This window comes from Cellulomonas sp. KRMCY2, from assembly GCF_000526515.1.
In the GTDB taxonomy this organism is placed as follows: domain Bacteria; phylum Actinomycetota; class Actinomycetes; order Actinomycetales; family Cellulomonadaceae; genus Actinotalea.
The window spans coordinates 2,931,208-2,945,340 of record NZ_JAGF01000001.1 but is presented as its reverse complement, the minus strand read 5'-3'; the positions used below and the strand labels follow the sequence as shown (position 1 = coordinate 2,945,340).

General features: G+C 70.2%; 16 protein-coding genes. 8 read left to right on the top strand and 8 right to left on the bottom strand.

Going from position 1 to position 14,133, the window contains the following annotated elements:
• Window positions 1–39: 39 nt before the first annotated feature.
• A complete protein-coding gene (locus K415_RS0113905) occupies window positions 40–672 on the top strand; it encodes a dTDP-4-dehydrorhamnose 3,5-epimerase family protein (RefSeq protein WP_024287653.1) in 633 nt (210 codons plus the stop codon).
• A gap of 14 nt (window positions 673–686) precedes the next feature.
• On the opposite strand, the gene K415_RS0113900 is transcribed toward K415_RS0113905, so the two are convergent.
• Both K415_RS0113900 and K415_RS0113895 read right to left on the bottom strand, forming a co-directional pair.
• Entirely contained in the window at window positions 687–1,832 is a 1,146-nt protein-coding gene (locus K415_RS0113900; protein ID WP_024287652.1) for an RNA polymerase sigma factor, read from the bottom strand.
• Between the two features lie 5 nt (window positions 1,833–1,837).
• Window positions 1,838–2,245: a YciI family protein gene (locus K415_RS0113895; protein ID WP_024287651.1), complete on the bottom strand. Its 408-nt coding sequence runs from the start codon at window positions 2,243–2,245 to the stop codon at window positions 1,838–1,840.
• Between the two features lie 206 nt (window positions 2,246–2,451).
• Between K415_RS0113895 and K415_RS0113890 the strand changes: the two genes are divergently transcribed.
• From K415_RS0113890 to K415_RS0113875, 3 genes are all read left to right on the top strand, one after another.
• Window positions 2,452–2,973: an ATP-binding protein gene (locus tag K415_RS0113890; protein ID WP_024287650.1), complete on the top strand. Its 522-nt coding sequence runs from the start codon at window positions 2,452–2,454 to the stop codon at window positions 2,971–2,973.
• 91 nt (window positions 2,974–3,064) lie between these two features.
• Window positions 3,065–3,676, top strand: a complete 612-nt coding sequence (locus K415_RS0113880) for an alpha/beta fold hydrolase (RefSeq protein WP_024287649.1) — start codon at window positions 3,065–3,067, stop codon at window positions 3,674–3,676.
• A gap of 187 nt (window positions 3,677–3,863) precedes the next feature.
• A complete protein-coding gene (locus tag K415_RS0113875; protein ID WP_024287648.1) occupies window positions 3,864–6,008 on the top strand; it encodes a DEAD/DEAH box helicase in 2,145 nt (714 codons plus the stop codon).
• Between the two features lie 34 nt (window positions 6,009–6,042).
• On the opposite strand, the gene K415_RS0113870 is transcribed toward K415_RS0113875, so the two are convergent.
• Window positions 6,043–6,483, bottom strand: a complete 441-nt coding sequence (locus tag K415_RS0113870; protein ID WP_024287647.1) for a hypothetical protein — start codon at window positions 6,481–6,483, stop codon at window positions 6,043–6,045.
• 154 nt (window positions 6,484–6,637) lie between these two features.
• On the opposite strand from K415_RS0113870, the gene K415_RS0113865 reads away from it, so the two are divergent.
• On the top strand, window positions 6,638–7,234 hold the full coding sequence (locus K415_RS0113865) for a helix-turn-helix domain-containing protein (protein WP_024287646.1): 597 nt from the start codon (window positions 6,638–6,640) through the stop codon (window positions 7,232–7,234).
• A complete protein-coding gene (locus K415_RS22910) occupies window positions 7,231–8,022 on the top strand; it encodes an SRPBCC domain-containing protein (RefSeq protein ID WP_024287645.1) in 792 nt (263 codons plus the stop codon). Before K415_RS0113865 ends, K415_RS22910 begins: the two co-directional genes overlap by 4 nt.
• A 98-nt stretch (window positions 8,023–8,120) precedes the next feature.
• Here K415_RS22910 and K415_RS0113855 read toward each other — a convergent pair whose 3' ends face one another.
• From K415_RS0113855 to K415_RS0113840, 4 genes are all read right to left on the bottom strand, one after another.
• Window positions 8,121–8,531, bottom strand: coding sequence for a hypothetical protein (locus tag K415_RS0113855; RefSeq protein ID WP_024287644.1), 411 nt, complete (start codon window positions 8,529–8,531; stop codon window positions 8,121–8,123).
• A 44-nt stretch (window positions 8,532–8,575) separates the two neighbouring features.
• The gene (locus K415_RS0113850) at window positions 8,576–9,481 is read right to left on the bottom strand and encodes a glycosyltransferase family A protein (RefSeq protein WP_231494896.1); all 906 of its coding nucleotides are present in this window, start codon (window positions 9,479–9,481) and stop codon (window positions 8,576–8,578) included.
• A 143-nt stretch (window positions 9,482–9,624) separates the two neighbouring features.
• Window positions 9,625–10,593: a bifunctional 2-polyprenyl-6-hydroxyphenol methylase/3-demethylubiquinol 3-O-methyltransferase UbiG gene (locus K415_RS0113845; protein ID WP_155859473.1), complete on the bottom strand. Its 969-nt coding sequence runs from the start codon at window positions 10,591–10,593 to the stop codon at window positions 9,625–9,627.
• A gap of 245 nt (window positions 10,594–10,838) precedes the next feature.
• Window positions 10,839–11,609 (bottom strand): methyltransferase domain-containing protein, encoded by a 771-nt coding sequence (locus K415_RS0113840; RefSeq protein WP_024287641.1) that lies wholly within the window; start codon window positions 11,607–11,609, stop codon window positions 10,839–10,841.
• A gap of 271 nt (window positions 11,610–11,880) precedes the next feature.
• Between K415_RS0113840 and K415_RS0113835 the strand changes: the two genes are divergently transcribed.
• Entirely contained in the window at window positions 11,881–12,447 is a 567-nt protein-coding gene (locus K415_RS0113835; protein WP_024287640.1) for a dihydrofolate reductase family protein, read from the top strand.
• 533 nt (window positions 12,448–12,980) lie between these two features.
• Window positions 12,981–13,433: an ATPase gene (locus K415_RS0113830; protein ID WP_231494895.1), complete on the top strand. Its 453-nt coding sequence runs from the start codon at window positions 12,981–12,983 to the stop codon at window positions 13,431–13,433.
• A gap of 159 nt (window positions 13,434–13,592) precedes the next feature.
• Here the strand turns inward: K415_RS0113830 and K415_RS0113825 are convergent, their stop codons facing one another.
• Window positions 13,593–14,084: a GNAT family N-acetyltransferase gene (locus tag K415_RS0113825; protein WP_197024741.1), complete on the bottom strand. Its 492-nt coding sequence runs from the start codon at window positions 14,082–14,084 to the stop codon at window positions 13,593–13,595.
• Window positions 14,085–14,133: the final 49 nt, after the last annotated feature.

The following is a 14,133-nucleotide window of genomic DNA, read 5'->3' as shown; positions in this document are numbered from 1 at the left end:
TAGGCTGGACCGCCGCCCCGCACCACCGAGAGGACCGACATGACCTACCGCGAGCTTGCCGTCCCGGGGGCCTGGGAGATCACCCCGGTCCAGCACGGCGACCCCCGCGGAGTCTTCCTCGAGTACTTCCAGGGCGGTCCGTTCCGCGCCGCGACCGGGCACGACCTGGACCTTCAGCAGGCCAACTGCTCGGTCTCGGCTGCCGGTGTGCTGCGCGGCATCCACTACGCCGACGTGCCGCCCGGTCAGGCCAAGTACGTGACCTGCCCCAAGGGCGCGGTGCTCGACGTCGTGGTCGACATCCGGGTCGGCTCGCCGACCTTCGGGACCTGGGACAGCGTGCTGCTCGACGACGTCGACCGTCGCGCGATCTACCTCAGCGAGGGCCTCGGCCACGCCTTCCTGTCGCTCGAGGACGACTCGACGGTGCTCTACCTGTGCTCGACCGGCTACTCCCCCGGACGCGAGCACGGCATCCACCCGCTCGACACCGAGATCGGGATCGTGTGGCCGACGACGGCGCGCGACGGCTCGCCGATCACCCTGCAGCTGTCGACCAAGGACCTGGCCGCACCGACCGTGGCCCAGGCCGTCGCGCAGGGTGTCCTGCCCCGCTACGACGACGTGCTCGCCTACGTCGACTCGCTGCCGAACAGCACGTTGAACGGGTAGCTCGCCGTCGGTGGTCAACCGCGAAGGCCGGTGTTGAGCCTTGCAGCCTGTCGGGTCAGGTGGTCGCGTTCTTGGATGTTGGCCGCCTGCCTGGCGGCTTCGCCGTAAAGGCGTGCGGCGGTCGCCACGTCCCCGTCCCGCTCGTGCAGGTAGGCAGCGACCGCGGCATGGCGCGGCAAGGTCGGGTCGAGGTTCGCCAAGGCGGCCAGGCCTGCTCGCGGTCCGTCGGCCTCGCCGACGGCCACGGCACGGTTGAGGCGGGCGACCGGGCTACCGGTCAGCCGCACCAGCTCGTCGTACCACTCGACGATCTGCACCCAGTCGGTCTCCTCGGCCGTCCGGGCGTCGGCGTGGAGAGCCGCGATCGCCGCCTGGGCCTGGAACTCGCCGATCCGGTCCCGGGCGAGGGCTGTTTGTATCATCTCGACGCCCTCGGCGATCAGCCGGGTGTCCCAGAGGTTGCGGTCCTGCTGCGCGAGCGGCACGAGACTGCCGTCGCGGTGGGTACGTGCGGAGCGCCGGGCGTGGTGGAGAAGCATCAGAGCCAGGAGCCCGGCGACCTCCTCGTGGTCGATCGAAGCGGCCAGCTGGCGGGTCAGCCGGATGGCCTCCGCGGCGAGGTCGAGGTCGCCCGAGTAGCCCTCGTTGAAGACGAGGTACAAGACGCGCAGGACCGTGGCAACGTCGCCGGGCTGGTCGAACCGGACCTCCGAGACGGTCCTCTTGGCCCGGCTGATCCGCTGCGCCATGGTCGCCTCCGGCACGAGGTAGGCCTGCGCGATCTGACGTGTGGTCAAGCCGCCGACGGCCCGCAGGGTGAGTGCGACCGCCGACGTCGGCGTGAGGGACGGCTGAGCGCAGAGGAAGTAGAGCTGCAGGGTGTCGTCCACCGACGCGCCGGGACCGGGTGCCGGCTGCTCCTCGACGAGCTCCTCGCGTCTGCGGCGGGAGGCATCGGCGCGGGCGGCGTCGAGGAACTTCCGCCAGGCCACGGTGACCAGCCAGCCCTTCGGGTCCCGCGGTGGCTCGGTCGCCCAGAGTCGCACCGCTTCGACCAGGGCGTCCTGGACGGCGTCCTCGGCCGCCGCGAAGTCGGCTCCGCGGCGCACGAGGACCCCGATCACCGACGGCGTGAGAGCCCGGAGTCGGTGCTCGTCCAGTGACGTCACTCTGTGACGGTGGTCGGTACGGTCAGGAACGGGCGCAGCTCCAGCCACTCATGGATTGGCTTTCCGCCTGCCCCTGGAGCCGCCGACAGCTCGCCGGCCAGCTCGACTGCGCGGTCGTAGCTGTCGACGTCGATCACCATCCAGCCGGCGATCAGGTCCTTGGTCTCCGCGAAGGGGCCGTCGGTCACCGGCGGTCGCCCCTCGCCGTCGTAGCGGACGAAGGTGCCTTCCGGGGAGAGCGCTTGACCGTCGACGAACTCGCCGGTGCCCTCAAGCCGGGTAGCGAAGTCGTGCATGTACTGCATGTGGGCGGCGATCTCCTCCTCAGTCCACCGGTCCATCGGTACGTCGTTCACCGGCGTCGGGGCGCCGCGGTAGTGCTTGAGCAACAGGTACTTGGCCATCGTGTTCTCCTCGATGCGGTGCGGCCCATGGTGGCCGCGTTCGCTCCAGGGACGAAGCCGTTCCTCGGTTCTCGACACAGTGTCGCGAGGACCTTCCGTTCGTCCGCTCACCCTCAGCACGTCATGTCGTCAGTCCGATCATCGGCACAAGCGCCGACAGCGGCATGTGCGTGCATCGACCCCGTGCACCGCTAGCGTCGGGTCGCATGATCGTATGGCTCAACGGCACCCACGGCGCAGGCAAGACGACGACCAGCGCACTCGTCCAGCAGCTGATCCCGGACTCGCGGGTGTTCGACGCCGAGAAGGTCGGCGAGATGCTCATGGACATCACGCCGGGACTGCCCGAGACGGACAACTTCCAGCACTGGCCGCCGTGGCGGCCGCTCGTGGTCGAGACCGCCCGCCGCATACTCGACTACACCGGCGGCACTCTGGTGATGCCGATGACCGTCCTGGTCGAGCAGTACTGGCGCGAGATCAGCACGGGCCTCGCCCACCATGCCATCCCGGTACGGCACTTCGTCCTCCACGCCGACCAGGACACCCTCCGCGGGCGCATCGAGGGCGACGCGCTCCTCGGCCCCTCCCTGTTCCGCCTCCAGTACCTCGAGCCCTACGCCGAGGCCGCCCGCACCTGGCTGCACGACGAGGCCGAGGTCATCGACACCACGGACCTCACGCCCGCCCAGGCCGCCCTGCAGATCGCAGACGCCGTCAACAGCTGAGGGCGGTGCACGGACAACGGGCAAGGCGATGGCTCGCGCAGCCGTCGAGCCTCGGCATGCCGCAGGCCCCGGCGTCTGGCATCGTCGGATCATGGATCGCTCGGGTGAACGCGACACGACGGCGGGGACCGGCGCCCGCCAGGTGCTGTTCGTCCAAGGGGGTGGCGCGGGCACCCATGACGAGTGGGACAACGTCCTGGTCGACAGCCTGAGGACGGGTCTGGGACCCGGGCACGAGGTCCGCTACCCGCGGATGCCGCAGGAGGACGACCCGAGCTACCCGCGGTGGAGCGCCGCGATCTGGCGCGAGCTGGCAGACCTCGACGAGGGTGCGGTCGTGGCGGGTCACTCGGTCGGCGGGACGATCCTGGTGCAGGCGCTTGCCGAGCGCCCACCGGAACGCAGGCTCGCGGCAATCGTGCTGATCGCCGCCCCGTTCGTCGGCCAGGGCGGGTGGCCCGGCGACGACTTCGAGTTCTCCGGCGACCTCGGCGACCGGTTGCCGCCAGGCGTTCCGGTGCACGTGTTCCACGGAGCCCAGGACGCGACGGCCCCACCCACCCACGCCGAGCTCTACGCCGATGCGATCCCCCGGGCGCAGGTGCACGTGCTCTCCGGGCGAGACCACCAGCTCAACGGCGACCTCAGCGAGGTGGCTCATGCGATCCGCGGGCATCTGGTGCCGGACGGGACCCGCAGCTAGGTCGCGCGGCCATCGCAGGACCACGCATCCCACCGAGCCGTCCGCGGTAACCTGGCGCCCGATCCCACCGCCCTGGCCCGGTCTGCTTGCGACACGGGGCGGGGGTCCCACGCCCGACCGGTCCCGGGCGGCCACGGGACGGCGCGCTGCGCCGCAGTCGCGGTGCGGATGCTGCGAAGGAGGAGATGTGGCACGACCAGGCCAACGTGGGTCCGGTGGCGCGCGCACCGACCTCGGCGCCCAGCGCCGCCGCGCCCCGCGTCCCGCCGAGCAGGGGATCATCCCGGTGCTCGCCGAGGTCGCCCGCGAGGTCGACCGCGCTGTGCAGCGACCGCCGACACGCCCGGCGGTGCGCACGAAGTTCCAGGTCGTGGCGCTGCTCGTGCGAGAGGAGCGGGCCCGGGTGATGGCCGACGGCGGCCCGACCGAGTCGCGGCGCGCCAAGCAGCTGAAGCGGCTCGACGGGGTGGCGACGCTGCTGGCCAGGACCGCCGCCCGGGACACCTCGCTGCTCGAGCTGCTCGCCGAGGATGCCCGGGTCTCCGACGCGGCGCGCGCCTTCAAGGCGACAGTGATGCGCGCCGGCGGACTGGAGCCGCCCGAGGAGCCCGCACCCGTCGCGCCGGCCGCGCCGGTGCCCGGTGCCGAGAATCAGGTGGTGCCCCGGTCGGTGATCTCGCGCCAGCTCGCGAACCCCTTCCTCGCGCCGGACTTCGAGGCCGCGGCCGAGCGGACCGCTACGCGGGCCCGCCGACTGGCCGGCTGGGAGCTGCTCGAGCCGCTCTTCCGGTCCTTCGAGTACGGCGCCACCGGCGCACCCGCCTGCATGCCGCTGCCCGAGGCCCGCTCGGTGTCCGTTCCCCACGGCCGGGAGCTGATGCCGCACCAGGCCCAGGTCGTGGCGGCCACCGCTCGCGGGCATCGCACGTTCCTGCTCGCCGACGAGCCCGGGCTCGGCAAGACCGCCCAGGCGCTGCTCGCCGCCCAGGTTGCCGACGCCTACCCGCTGCTGGTCGTGGTGCCCAACGTGGTGAAGACCAACTGGGCGCACGAGGTCGGGCTGTGGACGCCGCAGCGCCGGCCCACGGTGGTCCATGGCGACGGCGACCGGGTCGACGGGTTCGCGGACATCGTGATCGTGAACTACGAGCTCCTGGATCGGCACGTCGGTTGGCTCGGCGACCTCGGCTTCCGCGGCATGGTCGTCGACGAGGCGCACTTCATCAAGAACAGGAGCTCCCAACGCTCCAAGCACGTCCTTGCGCTCTCCGAGCGGATCCGCGCCCGAACCGCCCGGCCGCTGCTGATGGCGCTCACCGGCACCCCGCTGATCAACGACATCGAGGACTTCCGGGCGATCTGGCAGTTCCTCGGCTGGATCGACGACACCAAGCCGCTCGGCGCGCTGCTGACCGCCCTCGAGAAGACCGGGCTCACCCCGGCCGACCCGGGGTTCTACACCGCCGCCCGGGCCAGCGTGATCGACATGGGCATCGTGCGTCGCCGCAAGGTCGACGTGGCCGCGGACATCCCCGCCCGCCGGGTGGCGGACCTGCCGGTCGAGCTCGACGGCGCCGCCGGCCGCTCGATCCGCGCCGCGGAGGCCGCGCTCGCCCGTCGGCTGGTCAAGCGCTACCGGTCCGCCGTCGAGGCGCGTGGCGGCGCCGTCGGGGACGGGATCGACCACGATCTCGCTCGCCGGGTGGCGGCGGTGGAGCTCAAGGACGCGAGCTCGAAGGCCAGCGGCGAGAACGTGTTCACGATGGTTCGCCGGATCGGCCAGGCCAAGGCCGGGCTGGCCGCCGACTACGCCGCGCAGCTCGCGCGCAACGTCGGCAAGGTGGTGTTCTTCGCCAAGCACGTCGACGTGATGGACCAGGCCGAGCAGACCTTTGCCGACCGCGGCATCCGCTACGCCTCGATCCGCGGCGACCAGACGCCCAAGGTGCGCGAGAAGAACATCGCGGCGTTCACAGGCGACCCTGACGTGTCGATCGTGGTGTGCTCCCTGGTGGCCGCGGGCGTGGGGCTGAACCTTCAGGTCGCCTCCAACCTGGTGCTGGCCGAGCTGTCCTGGACCCACGCCGAGCAGACCCAGGCCATCGACCGGGTCCACCGGATCGGCCAGGCCGAGCCCGTCACCGCGTGGCGGATCATCGCCGCGCAGACCATCGACGCCAAGATCGCCGAGCTGATCGACAGCAAGTCGGGGCTGGCCGCCCGGGCGCTGGACGGGGCGAAGGACGAGGACGTCTCATCGTCCACGGACGTGCAGCTCGAAACCCTGGTCGCGCTGCTCACCGACGCGCTCGCCGCCGAGGACGTGGCCTGAGCCACCCGACGACCACCGCGCTGGACCGCCGGCGTCAGGCGCTGCGCAGCACCAGCAGGAACTGCCCACCGCCGGACTCGACCTGCGTCGTGACGGCCAGCTCGGGAGAGAAGCGCGACAACCGGTCGACCAGCCAGGCGGCGGCGAGGTCGGCGTCCGCACGGCTCGGGCAGCGCGCCACCACCTCACGCCCTCCCTTGCGCCCGAGGCGCTCGACGGTCGCCACGATCGGTGCGGGGTCGACGACGAAGATCTCGGGCGACCACGGCACCACTGGCTTGACCGCCCCCTTGCGGGTGTTGCAGGCGCGGTGGGCGAGCCGCTCGATGCCTGCTGCGGCCTTCTTGGACTTGGCGACGCCGAGGTCGACGCTCGGGCCGCGGTCGGAGTTGACCGAGGCCTCGGGGTCCACCGGTTCATCGCACAGCCAGCAGCGCCACGCGTCCCGGTCGCCGACCACGTTCAGATTGCTCATGCGCGCACCGTAGCCCGGCAGCCCGGCCCACTGCAGCGGGTACTGCCGCGGGCACCTCTGCGGGCACTGCCGCCCGCGACGCACGGGCAGTGACCGCGCACCAGGGCCGAACCCACCCTTGACAAGAATTCCTGTCAATGGCACGGTGACGTTCATGCAGGACGTCGAGGTCATCGAGAGCGCGGAGGCAGCCGCCTCGGCGCTGGATCCGGTCCGGGCCCGGCTGCTCGGCGAGCTGGCCGTCCCGGCCTCCGCCGCCGGGCTCGCCGCCAGGGTCGGCATCGCGCGTCAGAAGGTCAACTACCACCTCAAGGCGCTCGAGGCGCACGGCCTGGTGGAGCTGTCCGAGGAGCGCCGGCACGGGGGCATCACCGAGCGCGTGCTGCAGGCGTCGGCGGCGTCGTACGTCGTGTCGCCGGCGGCCCTCAGCGCGTCCGCCGCCGACCCGGACGCCAACGCCGACCACCTGTCGGCGGGCTACCTCGTCGCACTGGCCGGTCGGCTGGTGCGCGAGGTCGGTGCCATGACGCGCCGAGCCGGCGCGTCCGGGAAGCGCCTGCCGACGCTGACCATCGACACGCAGATCGGCTTCCGGTCGGCCGCCGACCGGGCTGCCTTCGCGGACGACCTGACCGCCGCGGTGCTCGACCTGGTCGCTCGCTACCACCAAGACGACGGGCGCCCGCACCGGCTCGTCGTCGCCGCCCACCCCCTTCCTGACGCCCACCCCCTTCCTGAGGAGAGCTCATGAGCACGACCCCGAACGTCCCGTACCGGCTGGAGTTCAGCGTCGAGGTCCCGGGCACCCCGGAGCAGGTCTGGCAAGCCATCGCCACCGCCAAGGGCATGAGCGCCTGGTTCCTGCCGACCGAGATGGAGGAGCGCGAGGGCGGCTCCCTGCACTTCACCATGGGTCCCGAGATGGGCTCGGACGGCCAGGTCACCGGCTGGGACCCGCCGCACCGCATCGTCTACGAGGAGGACTGGGCCGCCCTCATGGGCAAGGACCCGGATGCGCTCAGCCCGCTGACGTCGGAGTTCCTCGTCGAGGCGCAGTCCGGCGGCACCTGCGTCGTGCGCGTCACCAGCAGTGGCTTCGGGACCGGCGCCGCCTGGGAGTCGGAGTTCTGGGACGACATGGGCCCCCAGTGGATGCCGTTCTTCGACAACCTGCGCCTCTACCTGGCGCACTTCCCCGGCCAGGAGGCCACGCAGTTGGAGGTCACCGCCTCCCACCCCTGCGACGCGGCGGCGCTCTGGTCGACCTTGCACGACGCGCTCGGGCTGGGCGACGAGGGCGCGACGGTCGAGGTGCGCGGCGCCACCGGCACGGTCGAGCGGGTCGGCGAGCGGCAGACGCTGGTCCGGCTCACCGCGCCGCTGCCCGGGATGCTCAGCGTCTTCGCGTACGGCCGGGGCGACGGCGAGGCGACGGCAGGCGTACGGGCGTACCTGTTCTCCGCCGACGCGGCGGACTACGTGCGGCGCGAGGAGCCGGCCTGGCAGGCCTGGCTGCAGGGGCTCTCGGTCCGGGCCTGACCTACCGGTCAGGACCGTCCCATCCGGATGCGGCAGTCGGCTCGCCGACGCGGTCCGCTCGCGGGACGAGGCCGTAGAACATCAGTCCGGAGTTGAGGTCAGTTGGCCAAGAAGATGTCGTGCTCCGCGCACTCAGCGGGGACTGTGACGCCACCTACTCTGTACGGACCAGGTTCGACATTGCTGGACGAGCGCTCCGAGACGAACCCGCCTCCCACCCGGACTTCGTCGCCGAGAGCGAACGTGCCGTAGCCCGGGATGTCGATGGTCAGCGGGTCTTCCTTGACGACTTCCGTCCCGTGAGGCCATACGATGATCGACCCGAAGGCCCCCAGGCACCCGCCGACCACCTCGATGCGGCCCTCTCCGAGCGCCTCCATCCCACCGCGAGTGCGCTCGGAAACCAGGACGGTGACATCCTCCGCCGAGATGACGTGACCCCCGCATGCCGAGAGAAGGATCCCCCCGAGCGCCACGGCGAGGTAGGCGACGATCAACCGTGTTCGCATGGCTCGCCCTCCGCAACTCGACACCAGCCTGACGGTGGGGCTACTCATCGGGCGCGGATCTGGCGCCGAGTGGCGATGCGGACGGCGGCCGCCATGCCGCCATCGCCGTAGGTGGCTTCCTCGATCGGCACGTCGTCCCTCAGACTCATCAGGTGCTCCCAGTCGCTCAAGCGTCGCGTTGACGCGGCCTCTTGAGCCAACAGAACCTCTCGCAGGTGCCGATCGAACAGCGGCCGGTGCCGGTCGATGATCTGGCCGTAGAGCTCGAGCCGCTGGTCCATGCTGCGCATGTTGAGCGAGTCGGGTGCGGTGCGGTACTCGACGAGCAGTTGAGGCACGATCTCGATGCGGCCGCCAGAGCTGAGGAGTCGGAGGAAGAAGTCCCAGTCCTCGAAGCCGGACCGCATCTGCTCGTCGTAGCCGCCAGCTTCCCTCCAACGTGCGCGGCGCAAGAGCACTGCGGACGGACACGCGTTGCGGTGCAGGAAGGCCGCTGCGTCGCCACCCGGGGGTCGGGCGACGGCCCGCACCACGCCGTGCATCTGCAGCCACGAGGAGGCCGCTACGACATCGGGGTCGTTTTCGAGGACGGCCGCGGTCGCCTCGACGAAGGTCGGGGCGAGACGATCGTCACCGTCGAGGACGACCGCGAACTCCGTGCCGAGGGCACCAAGACCGGTATTGCGTGCCGCGCTCACACCACCGTTGGGGCGGTGCACGACACGAGCAAGTCCTTGGTGCTCCAGTGCTGCCAGCATCCGCAGCGAGGCGGCATCGGTCGAACCGTCGTCGACGACAACCAGGTCCGCCACACCGCGGGACTGACGCCTCACCGATTGGACCGCTTCCAGAACCAGGTCCCCCTGGTTGAAAGCTGTGACCACCACTCCGACTTCCACCACGAACGAATCGTATGGCTGAGCTCGACCTCCAGCGGTGACGTTCAGCACTCAGAGGACGACGCCCGCTCATCGGCACGAGCGCGGATCGCGGCTATGACCGGACACCGCAAACACGCGGTTCCAGGGCTGGCTGGACAAGAGCCCGAGCTCGCCTTCGAACACTGTCAGGAACGCTCACCCCGCTGGCCACGTCAAGCCGGGCGGCGGGCAATCAGCGAGAACATCAACGGCATGTCGGGTGCACCCGGAGGAAGTCTCCACCCGTCGTCGGCCCGGGTCATGCTCGGCAGCGCCCTCCACGGCATGGACCGGTGCTCGTCGAACGCCTCGATGCGGAGGCCTCCATCCAGGACTGCAGTGAGGATCTCGCCGAGGTGGTGCGGCCACTGGTAGGTCACGCTGTTGTCCATGACCGTGTTGCTGGCGTAGGTGACGCCGTCGTCGAACATCTTCGGTTCACCCGTCGCGAAGTACGGCTCACCGACGATCAGCAGGTCGTCGTCGCGCTGGAACTCCATCGCATTGAGCATCGGGTGTGCGTCGTATACCAGGACCACTCCACCAGGTCGCAGCAGCCGGGCCACCGCCCGGGCCCACGAACCCAGGTCACCAAGCCACGCCAGGACACCGACCGAGGTGAAGGCGACGTCAAACTGCCGGCCCAGCACGTCAGGGGCATCCTCATTCGCGCACTGCACGAATGATGCGCCCGTCACGCCGGCACGTCGGGCCAAGTCGCGCGCGGCCTCGATCGAGGCGCCGGACAGGTCAGTGCCGACCACGCGGGCACCGCGTCGGGCGAAGCTGATGGTGTCGGTACCGATGTGGCACTGGAGGTGCACCATATCCACCCCAGTGAATGAAGCGCCTGGGACGTAGGGCGCGAGCAATTCCGCTTCCTTGGCCGCCCACACTGCAGTCGGGTCATCTGCAAAGGCCTCAGCGCCGTAAGCGTCCAGGTGATCCGCAACGCGCTCGTCCCAGTTCCGCATGTTGACACTTACGTAGTCGGCGTCCACGGTCCTACCTCCATCAAGCAGCGCATCAGCATCTCGGCGGCAATCTACTATGGCGCTCGCCGTCACTCGCCGGGTCGCCAGGCCGGACGACAGATCGACGTCGACCTGGCCGTCCTCGCGACTGCTGAACCGGGCATCCATGCTCGGCACTGTGCCATCCGCTCATCGGCAGTAGCGCTCGCAGCGGCATGAGCGCGCGTCCGTCATGATCAGTGAGTGGACGAGGTGGTGGCCCGGTGGGAACCAGGTACACCAGCGACCTGGTGCCGCCGACACCAGCAACGGTGCCCTCGTGAGCCGCCACCAGGAACAGTCTGCGCAGCGGGGGGATGCTTCGGGCGGCCACCGTCCGTGGCAGCTGAGCAGGAAGGCTGGCGTCGACCGGGTCAGCCCTCTGCCACGGCAATGAACAAGGTCATCGTCGCGAAGAATGGCTGGGTCCACAGGTCGTTGAGCCAGTCGTCGGCGGTCTCCCGATCCAGGAAACCGGCCGAGACAGCTCTCTGGGTGACTCGGCCAATACCGAGGATCTCGTCAGCCGACCTCACATCGTCGAACACACTCGACACGGGGATCACGTGGGTCGTGGCGAAGCCGGCCGAAGTGGCGAGGCGAGTGAGTTGGCGGCCGATGGTGGAGTTGCGGACCACGGAGTCGGTCACGAACGACCGGTAGGCCCTCATGGCTCCCGCGTCGGGGCAGTCAATCACGAGGGTGTCGTAGTCGGGCTCAGCGAAGACCGCACGACCGTCTGCCTTCAACACGCGCCGAGCCTCCGCGATAACGCCAACCGGATTCGCAACGTGCTGCAGCACCCGGTCCGTATGTACGCGATCGACGCTCGCGTCGGCCAGGTCAAGTTCATGGATGTCGGCTTGCCGGACAACGACCCACGGGCTCGCAGCCAGAGAACGAGTCGCGGCACGTACTGCGTCCTCGTCATGATCGAGCCCGAGGACCGTGCCCGTGGGTCCAGTGGCTTCCGCGAAGTCCGCGAGATCGGTGCCCGGCCCACAACCGAGATCGACGACCGACTGACCGGTTCCGATCTTGAGTCGCTCAAGAGCCATCGACTTGTAGGCGCGGCCGACGCCCGAACGCGCTACGCGCTCCAGATAGTCGACCGGTGCAGTGCGTAGATAGTCCACTTCGGGCATGTGGTCGAGTCTGTCGTGTGCCGTCTCGGGTGTGCAAGCATCAACCGGGCAACGCATCCGGAACTCGGCACGAGCGCGGACTGCGGCCATGACCGTGCAAAGCGATATCGCCGTGCCGGGCCGCGGCAGAACCGGGCGAAGGACGGACCGCCGACGGTCGGCGACGCCCGGCCCTGCTCCTCGGCGGCGGGCTCAGCGATCTCACGTTCGTGGTGTTGCCGGTAGCGGCGCGACGCTGCACGCTGTAGCCCTCGTCCGGACGGAGGGCACCATGGGCAAGCTGATCTACGCGGCCAACATCTCGCTCGACGGATTCCTGGAGGACGAGACGGGTTCGTTCGACTGGTCCGTGCCTGACGAGGACGTGCACGCGTTCTGGAACGAGCACGAGCGGCACATCGGCACGTCGCTCTACGGGCGACGCATGTACGAGACGATGCGCGTCTGGGAGAGCGACGACTGGTTGACGAACGAGCCCCCGGTGGTCCGCCAGTACGCCAACATCTGGCGTGACGCCGACAAGATCGTCTACTCCTCCTCCCTTACCGACGTCTCGACCGCGCGCACGACGATCGAGCGGACGTTCGAGCCCGAGGCGGTGCGACGGCTCAAGGAGACCTCCGGCTCGGACCTGAGCATCGGAGGCGCGGGGATCGCGGCGGAGGCCTTCCGGCACGGTCTGGTCGACGAGACCGTGCTGCTGCTCTGCCCGGTGCTCGTGGGCGGCGGCAAGCCGGCGCTGCCTCGGGGCGTACGACTCGACCTCGAGCTGCTGGACCACCGACGATTCGACAACGGCGTCATCTACGTGCGCCACGCGGTCCGGAATCCCGCCTGACACCTGCGGCGCCGGGCGGCGGCGTCCGTTCGTCCGTTGCGCGGAAGGTGCCGCTGCAACGTCAGTGGGGCGCTGCGCGCGGACGAGCATGCACGTCGCGGACAACCACGCCGATCGCGTACCCGCCCTGGGTCCTCAGGGGCTACTGGCCTTAGGCAGCCTTGATCACCGCGCTCAGCGGCAGCCTCGTAGCGGCCCGGCCCCTGTTCCGCATGCTTCTCCGCCGATGCAGCGTCCACCGACCGCGTGCCTCACGCTGAGCCGACGCCGCACCGAACGGTGCGGTGCCGCTCGGCGACCAAGCGGACAGCGACATGGCCGGCCGTTTCGGCGGCATGACCGGCCGAGGGTAGCCGCCCTCGCCCCGGCTATGAGCGGGCGCCAACCTACGCGGCGGCTGGCGGCGTGTCGTCATTGCCACGGTGTCGAAACTGGCAGGCCGTGTCGACGTTGCGCTGGTACGGTCGCGCCTCGTGAGTACCGGGTCGAAGCTGTTGGTGATTGGCGGGCGCTCGGGCGTGGGGAAGTCGTCCGTGGCGTTCGCGCTTCACGACCAGCTCGCCGCTGAACGTGTTCGGCACGCCGTCATTGAGGGTGACGCGCTGGATCTGGCGTGGCCGGCGCCGTGGCAGCACCGCCTGGCCGAGCGCAACCTGGCTGCTGTGTGGATGAACTACCGCGCGCTCGGGTATCGCCGACTGGTCTACACCAACACGATGAGCGTGCTGCACGCGGGCGAGCTCGCGGCGGCTATGGGGGACGACCCCGTCGTGACCGCGATCCTGCTGACCGCGGACGACTCGACTGCTCGTGCCCGGCTCGCCCGCCGTGAGCACGGCGACTCCCTTGCCGTGCACGTCCAGCGGTCCGACGCTGCCGCGCGTGTTCTCGAGGAGAGCCTTCCCCTCGACGTGCACCGGTTGTCCACGGATGGGCGCGACGCGGTTCACGTCGCGCGGGAGATCCGAGGTCTTTGGCTCGGGTAGTGGGTGGTGAACGCCGGGCGGGCCGCCGTGCAGCCGAGACCGGTCGTTGTCGTGGGCCGCGCCTTCGAACGCCGCGCGCAGCGGCGGTGCCCTGGCATCGGCAGGGTCGCGCGGCCAGCGGATCCGTGCGTAGTACGGCCGCGTGGGTCGATGGTCCCGTCAGGCCGCGGGCGCTGGTCGCTTGAGCAGCAAACCCATTCCACCCGTGAACGTGATCCCGGCAATCGACGGCGCCCGGGCCACCTCGGCGAATCCATGGCGGGCGTGGAGGTCCAGCGACGCGCGGTTGATCACGTTGACCACGCTCCATGCCTCTTCGTGCAACCGGTCGAGGTGGCCGAGCTCGAAGGCCAGCACCCGCTCGCCGACCCGGCGCCGCCGCCAGCTCGGCACGACAGTGATCCCCGAGACGTACCAGCCCCTGGGCGAGTCGGCATGCTCGGGCCAGACCATGACGGCGGAGGTGCCCACCACCTGCCCGTGGCCTTCGGCCACGACATGGAACGCGTCGGCGCGCGCGAGCCGTGCCACGACCTTGTCGAGGTACTCCGGGGGACGCGGCTCACGCGTGGCGTCCACCGCGACGATCGCGGCTGCGTCCTCGGATTGAGCTTGCCGAACCATGACCGAGGCGTCTTCGAATCCGTGCACGTGTGGGTCGTACTCAGCGAAGCGAGACACGACCACCAACCATGCCATC

Excerpts from the sequence above, each read along its gene's own strand:
- K415_RS0113880 (WP_024287649.1), top strand. The coding sequence starts at position 3,065 with ATGGATCGCTCGGGTGAACGCGACACGACGGCGGGGACCGGCGCCCGC.
- K415_RS0113855 (WP_024287644.1), bottom strand. The coding sequence starts at position 8,531 with ATGCGAACACGGTTGATCGTCGCCTACCTCGCCGTGGCGCTCGGGGGG.
- K415_RS0113845 (WP_155859473.1), bottom strand. The coding sequence starts at position 10,593 with ATGGATGCCCGGTTCAGCAGTCGCGAGGACGGCCAGGTCGACGTCGAT.
- K415_RS0113895 (WP_024287651.1), bottom strand. The coding sequence starts at position 2,245 with ATGGCCAAGTACCTGTTGCTCAAGCACTACCGCGGCGCCCCGACGCCG.
- K415_RS0113890 (WP_024287650.1), top strand. The coding sequence starts at position 2,452 with ATGATCGTATGGCTCAACGGCACCCACGGCGCAGGCAAGACGACGACC.
- K415_RS0113835 (WP_024287640.1), top strand. The coding sequence starts at position 11,881 with ATGGGCAAGCTGATCTACGCGGCCAACATCTCGCTCGACGGATTCCTG.
- K415_RS0113905 (WP_024287653.1), top strand. The coding sequence starts at position 40 with ATGACCTACCGCGAGCTTGCCGTCCCGGGGGCCTGGGAGATCACCCCG.
- K415_RS0113870 (WP_024287647.1), bottom strand. The coding sequence starts at position 6,483 with ATGAGCAATCTGAACGTGGTCGGCGACCGGGACGCGTGGCGCTGCTGG.
- K415_RS0113840 (WP_024287641.1), bottom strand. The coding sequence starts at position 11,609 with ATGCCCGAAGTGGACTATCTACGCACTGCACCGGTCGACTATCTGGAG.
- K415_RS0113865 (WP_024287646.1), top strand. The coding sequence starts at position 6,638 with ATGCAGGACGTCGAGGTCATCGAGAGCGCGGAGGCAGCCGCCTCGGCG.
- K415_RS22910 (WP_024287645.1), top strand. The coding sequence starts at position 7,231 with ATGAGCACGACCCCGAACGTCCCGTACCGGCTGGAGTTCAGCGTCGAG.